This is a genomic window from Pseudomonas guariconensis, from assembly GCF_015680235.1.
Lineage (GTDB): Bacteria > Pseudomonadota > Gammaproteobacteria > Pseudomonadales > Pseudomonadaceae > Aquipseudomonas > Aquipseudomonas guariconensis_A.
The window spans coordinates 50749-59894 of sequence record NZ_JADLJL010000016.1 but is presented as its reverse complement, the minus strand read 5'-3'; the positions used below and the strand labels follow the sequence as shown (position 1 = coordinate 59894).

General features: G+C 64.7%; 4 protein-coding genes. All 4 read right to left on the bottom strand.

Annotated features, from left to right (window positions below; translation table 11 throughout):
* Positions 1-90: 90 nt before the first annotated feature.
* From IRZ56_RS13220 to IRZ56_RS13205, 4 genes are read right to left on the bottom strand one after another with little or no spacing between them, the layout of a single operon-like run.
* Positions 91-1587, bottom strand: a complete 1497-nt coding sequence (locus IRZ56_RS13220) for an efflux transporter outer membrane subunit (protein ID WP_196145355.1) — start codon at positions 1585-1587, stop codon at positions 91-93.
* On the bottom strand, positions 1584-4691 hold the full coding sequence (locus IRZ56_RS13215; RefSeq protein WP_196145354.1) for an efflux RND transporter permease subunit: 3108 nt from the start codon (positions 4689-4691) through the stop codon (positions 1584-1586). Before IRZ56_RS13215 ends, IRZ56_RS13220 begins: the two co-directional genes overlap by 4 nt.
* A complete protein-coding gene (locus IRZ56_RS13210; RefSeq protein WP_196145353.1) occupies positions 4688-7786 on the bottom strand; it encodes an MdtB/MuxB family multidrug efflux RND transporter permease subunit in 3099 nt (1032 codons plus the stop codon). The genes IRZ56_RS13215 and IRZ56_RS13210 overlap by 4 nt, the downstream gene beginning before the upstream one ends.
* Positions 7783-9072 carry an MdtA/MuxA family multidrug efflux RND transporter periplasmic adaptor subunit gene (locus IRZ56_RS13205; RefSeq protein WP_196145352.1) on the bottom strand — a complete coding sequence of 430 codons (1290 nt, stop codon included), beginning with the start codon at positions 9070-9072 and terminating at the stop codon, positions 7783-7785. The genes IRZ56_RS13210 and IRZ56_RS13205 overlap by 4 nt, the downstream gene beginning before the upstream one ends.
* Positions 9073-9146: the final 74 nt, after the last annotated feature.

Below are 9146 nucleotides of genomic sequence, written 5' to 3'. Positions count from 1 at the left end.
TCGAGGAAAGAAGTTAAAGATTCGAGATCTGACGCAACGCGCGTCCATACCTCATCAAGATGAAACCGACCGGCGAGGTCCAGCAAGGCGTTACCGATCGCCTTCGGCCTCGGCGAATGCCTGCTGTGCATCCCAACCGCCGCCCAATGCCGCAATCAGCTGCACGCTGGCGACCAACCTGCCCTGCAGCAGGTTCAGCACGCTGCGCTCGTTGCTCAGCGCTGTGGTCTGCACATTGACCACGTCCAAGTAGCTGATCAGGCCGGCGCGGTATTGGTTCTCGGTCAGGCGCAACGACTCGCGGGCAGCATCCAGCGCCTCCTGGCGCACCAGCGCTTCGTCGCCGTACACCTTCAACTGCACCAGGTAGTTCTCCACTTCCTTGAAGCCATCGAGCACGGTTTGCCGATACTGGGCCACGGTCTGGTCGTATACTGCGACGGTGCGGTCGACCTCGGCACTGCGCCTGCCGGCATCGAACAGGGTCATGGCCAGCGAGGGCCCCACCGACCAGTAGCGGTTGGGCAGCTCGATCCAGTTGCTGAAACTGCTGCTGGAATAGCCACCGCTCATGCTCAGGCTCAGGTCCGGGAAATAGGCCGCGCGGGCCACGCCGATATTGGCGTTGGCCGCCATCACGTTGCGCTCGGCCGAGGCGATGTCAGGGCGGCGTTCCAACAACTGCGAAGGCAATGCCAGCGGAATCTGCGGCAGCGCCGGAATAGCCTTGCTGTCGGCCAGGGCAAAATCAGCCGGGGCCTTGCCCAGCAAGACGGCAATGGCGTTTTCGTACTGGGCACGCTGCCAGGCCAGGTCGATGAGGTCGGCCTGGGTACTCTTGAGCTGGGTGCGCGCCTGGGCGACGGCATCCGGCCCGGCGACGCCTGCCCGGTATTGGTTCTCGTTCATCCGCAACGAACGCTCGTAGGCCGCCACGGTGGCCTCCAGCAGACGCTTTTGCTCGTCGATGACCCGCAACTGCAGGTAGTTCTGCACCAGCTCCGACTGCAGGCTAAGACGAATACCGGCCAGGTCCGCCAGGCTCGCCTGGGCACTGGCCTCGTTGGCATTCAAGGTTTCGCGCAGCTTGCCCCACAGGTCGATCTCCCAGCTCACGCCAAGCTGGGCGTTGTAGGTATTGCGAATACCGCTGCTGTTGTTGGACAGGCTAGAACTACTGCTGCCGGTGCCCTGGGCCGAGCGGGTCTTGCCCACCGACAGGTCGAGGCTGGGGAACAGCGCGCCCCGGCTGCTGCGCACCAGAGCCTGGGCCTGACGGTACTGGGCCTCGTACTGGGCAACGGTCTGGTTGCTGCGGTTGAGCTCATCGACCAGCGCGTTGAGGCCGCTGTCACCGTAGATTTCCCACCACGCCCCTCGCGCGATGGCATCGGAGGGGTTGGCCTGGGTCCAGCCTTCGGCCTGCTTGAACTGTGCCGGGGTTGCGAGCTCTGGGCGCTGATAGTCCGGGCTCAGCGTACAGGCACTGAGCAGCGCGGCGCAAAGGCCCGCGCCGACCAGGCGCGAGCCACGCCCACGGGTCAGCATCTGCAGGGCGCGGTGAAGTGGGGTCTGGGCGAAATTCATAGCGGGGTATCCAGTGCGGCGTCGGTGCGCACGCCGCGCCAACGGTTGAATCGGTGGCGCAGGCGGTCGAGGTACAGGTAGACCACGGGCGTGGTGTAGAGGGTCAGGACCTGGCTGAACACCAGGCCACCGATGATGGTCAGGCCCAAGGGCTGGCGCATTTCGGCGCCCTCGGCACGGCTGAGCAGCAGCGGCAGCGCGCCGAGGATGGCCGCCAAGGTGGTCATCAGGATCGGCCGCAGGCGCAACAGGCACGCCCGGCGGATGGACTCCTCGGGGCTCAGGCCATCGTGGCGCTCCAGCTGCAAGGCCAGGTCGATCATCAAGATGGCGTTCTTCTTCACCACCCCGATCAACAGGAACAGCCCCAGCAGCGAGATCAGGCTGAACTCCCCGCCCGTGGCATAGAGCGCGAGCAAGGCGCCGACACCGGCCGACGGCAAGGTGGAGAGGATGGTCAGCGGGTGGATATAGCTCTCGTAGAGGATACCCAGCACCAAGTACACCAGCACCAGGGCACCGAGGATCATCAGGGGCTGGCCCTGGGTCGTCTGGGCGAAGACATCGGCGCTACCGCCGAGCTTGGCGATCACTTCTTCCGGCAAACCAAGCTTGGCCACTGCACGCTCCACCGCAGCCATCGCCTGGTCCGGGCTGTAGCCCTCAGCGATATCGAACGCGATGTTCTCGGACGCGAACTGGCCTTCATGGCTGACGCGGTCATTGGCCAGGCTGTTTTCGTAATGAGCGAATGTGGACAGCGGCACGCGGGCGCCATCGGCGGTGATCACCTGCACCTGCTCCAGGGTGCTGGGGTCCCAGGCGTATTTCGGGTTGATCTCCAGCACCACCTGGTACTGGTTGAGGCTGTCGTAGATGGTCGAGATCTGCCGTTGGCTGTAGGCGTTGTTCAGCACCGTGGTGACCATGTCCATGTCGATGCCCAGGCGCTTGGCCTGGTCACGGTCGACCACCAGCGTCACCTGCTGGGTGCCGGCTCCGTCACGGGCATCGATCGCCGTCAATTGAGGCAGGGCGCGCAGGGCCGCGACCACCTTGGGAAACCACTCGCGCAACGCAACCAGGTCACCGCTCTGCAGCGTATAGAGGTACTGGGAGGTAGACTGGTCGCGCCCGGCGCTGCCCAGTTGCAGGTCCTGGTCGGCCATCAGGAACAGACGCCCGCCGGGTACCTTGGGCATTTCCTTGCGCAAGCGCTCGATCACCTGCTGGGCCGACAGCTTACGCTCGCTGATGGGCTTGAGGCGCACCAACACGAAGGCATTGTTGGTGCCACTGTTGCCACCGATGAAGCCGGCCACGCTCTGCACCGCTGGGTCTGCCAGCAAGGCGCGGCGGTAGATCTCCATCTTCGGCTGCATCACGCTGAACGACAGGCCATCATCGCCGCGGATGAAGCCCTGCAGCTGGCCGGTGTCCTGTTGCGGCAGGAGGGTCTTGGGCACCACGACGTACAGGGCGATGTTGACGCCGATGGTCACCAGCAGGCTGAGCAAGGTCAGGCGCTTGTGCCTCAGCGCCCAGCCGAGGCTGCGGTCGTAGGCCGCGACCATGCGCTGGTGCACATGCTCGCTCCACTGCTGCAGGCGGTTCTGCTCCTGGGTGCTGGGCTTCAGCCAGCGGGAACAGAGCATCGGCGTCAACGTCAGCGACACCAGCAGCGAGACCAGGATCGCCGCTGCCAAGGTGATGGAGAACTCCAGGAACAAACCGCGGACGATGCCCCCCATGAACAGGATCGAGACGAACACCGCCACCAGCGAGACGTTCATCGACAGCAGGGTGAAGCCAACCTCCCTGGCCCCCAGGAAGGCAGCGCGCATGGGCGGCTGGCCGTTCTCGATGTGGCGGGAGATGTTCTCCAGCACGACGATGGCATCGTCGACCACCAGGCCGGTGGCGAGGATCAGCGCCATCAGCGACAGGTTGTTCAGGGAAAAGCCGCACAGGTACATGACCGCGAAGGTGCCGACCAGCGACACCGGCACGGCCAGGCTGGGGATCAGTGACGCGCGCAAGTTACCCAGGAACAGGTAGACCACCAGGATCACCAGCACCACGGCGATCAACAAGGTGTGCTCGGCTTCCTTCAGCGTCGCCTTGATCACTGGCGAGCGGTCCATGGCCACGTCCAGCTTGACGCTGGCCGGCAGCAACGACTGCAGGGCAGGCAACTGGGCCTTGATCTGCTCGACCGTCTGGATGATGTTGGCGCCGGACTGGCGGTTGACCACCAGCAGCACGGCGCTCTGGTCGTTGAAGAAGCCGCTGTTGTAGCGGTTCTCCACACCATCGGTGATGGTAGCGACGTCGGACAGGCGAAGGATCGAACCATCCTGCTGGCGGATCACCACCGGCTTGTAGTCGTCGGCTTTTTCCAGCTGGTCGTTGGCCCGCACCTGCCAGTTGCGCTCGGCGTCTTCGACAAAGCCCATGGGCCGGCGCTGGTTGGCATTGGCCACCGCCGTGCGCACCTCGTCCAGAGACAGGCCATACTGGTTGAGCAGCTGTGGCTCCACGGCGATGCGCACCGCCGGCAGCGAACTGCCGCCGATCTGTACTTCCCCTACCCCGCTGACCTGGGACAGGCTCTGGGCCAGAATGGTATCGGCCAAGTCGTAGAGCTGGCCTTTCTGCAGTACGTCCGAGGTCAGTGACAGCACCATGATCGGCGCCTGCGACGGGTTGATCTTGCGGTAGGTGGGCATGCTGCGCATACCGCTGGGCAAAAGGTTGCGAGTAGCGTTGATCGCCGCCTGCACCTCACGCGCCGCACCATCGATGTCGCGGCCCATCTCGAAGCCGATGATCACGCGGGTCGAGCCCTGGTTGGAACTGCTGGTCAGCGTGGTGACCCCGGCGATACTGCCCAGCTTGCGCTCGAGCGGCGTGGCCACCGTCGCAGCCATCACTTCGGGGCTGGCCCCCGGCAGGTTGGCTTGCACCACGATCACCGGGAAGTCCATTTGCGGCAAGGGCGACACGGGCAACAGGCCGAAGCTCACGCCACCGAGCAGCATGATCGCCAGGCTCAGCAGCATGGTTGCCACCGGCCTGCGGATGAACGGACCGGACAGATTCATGCCTCAGCCTGCTGCGCGTCAGTGGCTGGGCGCCAGCGGCGAGCCAGGCGGTCAAAGTACAGGTAGATGACGGGCGTGGTGAACAGCGTCAATACCTGGCTGACCAACAGGCCACCGACCATCACCAACCCCAGCGGTTGGCGTAGCTCAGCGCCGGAGCCGGTGGCGAGCATCAGTGGCACAGCCCCGAACAGCGCGGCCAGGGTGGTCATCAGGATCGGCCGGAAGCGCAGCAGCGCTGCCTGGTAGATCGCATCCTGCGGGGTCATGCCCTGGTGGCGCTCGGCCTCCAGGGCGAAGTCGATCATCATGATGGCGTTTTTCTTGACGATGCCGATCAGCAGGATGATGCCGATGATGGCGATCATGCCCAGGTCATTGCCGCTCAACAGCAAGGCCAGCAACGCGCCGACCGCTGCCGACGGCAATGTCGAGAGGATGGTCACCGGATGGATGTAGCTCTCGTAGAGTACGCCCAGCACGATGTACATGGTCACCACCGCCGCCAGGATCAGCAGCAAGGTGCTCGACAGCGAGGCCTGGAACGCCTCGGCGGCGCCTTGGAAGCGCGTCTGCACGCCCAGCGGCATGCCGATCTCCTGCTGCACCTGCTCGATGACCTTGACCGCCTCGCCCAGGGATGCGCCATGGGCCAGGTTGAACGACATCATCACTGCAGGGAATTGGCCGATGTGGGAAATCGCCAGCTGTGCCTGGCGCTGCTCGATGCGGGCGAGCGCCGAGAGGCGTACCTGGCCGCCGTCGCTGGCCTTGACATGGATCGACTCCAGCGCCTGTGGGCCGATGCTCGACGCCGCCTGGGACTGCAGCACCACGCGGTACTGGCTGGCCTGGGTGTAGATGGTGGAGATCTGCCGCTGGCCGAATGCGTCGTACAAGGCGTTGGTGATCTGCGAAACGCTGATGCCCAGGCGGCTGGCCATGTCACGGTCGATCACCAGGTACACCTGCAGGCCCTTGTCCTGCAGGTCGCTGGCCACGTCCTGGAGCTCCGGGCGTTGCTGCAGGGCCTGGACCAGCTTGCCGCTCCATTCGGCGAGCAGGTCGGCATCCGGGGACGACAGGCTGAACTGGTACTGGGTGCGGCTGACCCGGTCCTCGATGCTCAGGTCCTGCACCGGCTGCATGAACAGGCGGATGCCCACCAGCTTGTCCAGTTGCGGTTGCAGGCGACCGATGACCTCGCTGGCGGTGACATCGCGCTCGGCATGGGGCTTGAGGTTGATCAGCAGGCGGCCGCTGTTGAGGGTGGCATTGTCGCCATCCACACCGATGTAGGACGACAGGCTCTGCACCGCCGGGTCCTGCAGGATCACCTTGCTCAGGGCTTGCTGGCGCTCGCTCATGGCGGCGAACGAGGTGGATTGCGGCGCCTCGGAAATGCCTTGGATCACCCCGGTGTCCTGCACCGGGAAGAACCCCTTGGGCACGATGATATAGAGAAACACCGTCAATGCCAGGCTGGCGACAGCGACCAGTAGGGTCAGCGGCTGATGCTTGAGCACCCATTGCAGGCCACGGCCATAGCGCTCGATCAGCCAGTCGATCCAGGCGCCGCTGGCACGGTAGAAACGCCCCTGCTCCTCTTCCTTGGGCTCGCGCTTGAGCAGGCGTGCGCACATCATCGGCGTGAGGGTCAGGGACACCACCAGGGAAATCAGGATCGCCACCGCCAGGGTGATGGCGAACTCGCGGAACAGTCGGCCGACCACATCGGCCATGAACAGCAGCGGGATCAGCACCGCAATCAGCGAGAACGTCAGCGATACCAAGGTGAAGCCGATCTGCCGGGCGCCCTTGAGCGCCGCCTGCATCGGCGTCTCGCCCTCCTCGATGTGCCGGGAGATGTTCTCCAGCATGACGATGGCGTCGTCGACCACGAAACCGGTGGCGATGGTCAGGGCCATCAGGGTCAGGTTGTTGACCGAGAAGCCGGCCAGGTACATCACGCCGAAGGTGCCGATCAGCGACAGCGGCACGGCAATCGACGGGATGATGGTAGCGCTGAAACGGCGCAGGAAGACGAAGGTGACCATGACCACCAAGGCGATGGCGATCAGCAATTCGTGCTGCACGTCCTTGACCGCGGCGCGGATGGTCTGGGTACGGTCGGTCAGGACCATCACGTCCAGGCCAGCTGGCAGATTGTCGGTGATCGACGGGAGCATGGCCTTGATCAGGTCGACCACTTCGATGACGTTGGCCCCAGGCTGGCGCTGGATATTCAGCAGCACGGCCTGGTTCTCGTTGGCCCATGCCGCCAGGCGCTCGTTCTCGGCGCCATCGACGATCTCGGCGACATCCTTCAGGCGCAGAGGCGCACCGTTGTTGTACGCCAGGATCAGGTTGGCGTATTCCTCGGGCGAACGCAGCTGGTCGTTGGCATCGAGCATCGACACCCGTGTCGGGCCATCGAAGTTGCCCTTGGGCTGGTTGACATTGGATGCGCCGATGAGCGTGCGTACGTCCTCGAGGTTAAGGCCGTTGGCCGCCAGGGCGTCGACGTTGACCTTGATGCGCACCGCCTGGCGCTGGCCACCGGCGATGCTGACCATGCCCACGCCGCTGATCTGCGCAAGCTTCTGCGCCACGCGGGTATCGACCAGGTCGTTGAGCTTGGGCAGCGGCATGGTCTTGGAAGAAATGGCCAGGGTCAGCACCGGGGTGTCGGCCGGATTGACCTTGTTGTACACCGGCGGCGCCGGCAGGTCGCTGGGCAGCAGGTTGGTGGCAGCGTTGATCGCGGCTTGTACCTGCTGTTCGGCGACGTCCATGTTCATGTCGAGGTTGAAGCGCAGGGTCAGTACCGATGCGCCGCCGGAGCTGGTCGAGGCCATCTGGGTCAGGCCGGGCATCTGGCCGAACTGGCGTTCCAGCGGCGCGGTGACCGCGCTGGTCATGACCTGTGGGCTGGCACCGGGGTACAGGGTCATGACGCGGATGGTCGGGTAGTCCACCTGGGGTAGCGCTGAGACCGGCAGCAGCTTGTAGGCGATCAGGCCGGCCAGGACGATGGCCAGCATGCTCAGCGTGGTGGCGACCGGCCGCAGGATGAACAGGCGCGAGAGGTTCATGCGCCCGCCTTGCCCGATTCACCGGCCTGGGCCGAGCCCTTGGCATCCTGGCCCTGCAGGTGTTGGCCGGGGGTGGTCGGCACTTGGGAGCTGTCCTCCACCACTTCGACCTTGCTGCCCTCGCGCAGGCGGTCGGTGCCTTCGAGCACCAATCGATCGCCTGCGGCCAGGCCATCGAGGATCACGCTCTGCTCACCGTCGCTGGCGCCGACCTTGACCTTACGGATATTGACTTTGCTTTCGGCATTCACCACGTAGGCGAAGGTGCCGTCGTTGCCGAACTGGATCGCCGCGGCCGGGGCCAGCACCACCTGCTTGAGCGTATCGGCCAGCAGGCGCACATTGACGAACTGGTTGGGGAACAGCGCCTGGTCCTGGTTATCGAACCTGGCCTTGAACTTCAGGGTGCCGGTGGTGGTATCGATCTGGTTGTCGAGACTGCCCAGCACACCGGTGGACTGCAATTTGCTATCCCCACGATCCCACGCTTCGACCGGCAGGCTGGCACCGCTGCGGTAGCGCGCGAGCACCGTGGAGAGTTCGGTTTCCGGCAGGGTGAAGGCTACGCTGATCGGCTCGGTCTGCGTAATGACCACCAGGGCGGTGGTGTCGTTGGCCGCCACCAAATTGCCCAGGTCAAGCTGGCGCAGGCCTACACGGCCGCTGATCGGAGCACGGATCTGGGTGAAGTCCAGGTTCAGGCGGGCGTCGGCGACCGCGGCCTGGTTGGTCTTGACCAACCCCTGGAACTGCGCGACCTGGGCCTCGGCGGTGTCGAGTGTCTGTTTGGCGATGCTATCTTCGGCATACAGGCCCTTGTAGCGCGCCAGGTCGACCTGGGCGTTCTTCAACTGGGCCTGGTTCTGCGCCAAGGTGCCTTCGGCCTGCTGCAACGCGATGCGGTACGGGCGCGGGTCGATCTCGGCGAGCAGCTCGCCGGCCTTGACCTGTTGGCCCTCCTTGAAGTGGATCTTGACCAGCTCTCCGGCCACGCGGCTGCGCACATTGACGGTATTGGTCGCGGTAACGGTGCCTAGGGCCTTGTAGTACAGCGGGAAGTCACCGACCTGAACCGGCTCCACACGCACCGGCACCGGGTCGCTGGAGGCACCGAAGCCTGGGCGCCCGCCCATCCCCATGCCCATGCCTTTCCCCGGGCGGCCGCTGGGCTGCGCCTGATGGGTCGGCGTCGCGGGCCACAGCCACCAGGCCAGCAAGGCCACCAGCAGCAGGATCAGCAGGCCGAAGAGCCAGCGACGAGGGGAACGAGAGACGGAAGCTTGCATGGGTTGAACGAACCTTGTTCGGAGATAACGACTTGGGGAGATTGAACGATAAGCACTGACTCGGTGTTAGCAAA

Coding starts and splice junctions, on each gene's coding strand:
- IRZ56_RS13220 (WP_196145355.1), bottom strand. CDS start 1,587: ATGAATTTCGCCCAGACCCCACTTCACCGCGCCCTGCAGATGCTGACC.
- IRZ56_RS13215 (WP_196145354.1), bottom strand. CDS start 4,691: ATGAATCTGTCCGGTCCGTTCATCCGCAGGCCGGTGGCAACCATGCTG.
- IRZ56_RS13210 (WP_196145353.1), bottom strand. CDS start 7,786: ATGAACCTCTCGCGCCTGTTCATCCTGCGGCCGGTCGCCACCACGCTG.
- IRZ56_RS13205 (WP_196145352.1), bottom strand. CDS start 9,072: ATGCAAGCTTCCGTCTCTCGTTCCCCTCGTCGCTGGCTCTTCGGCCTG.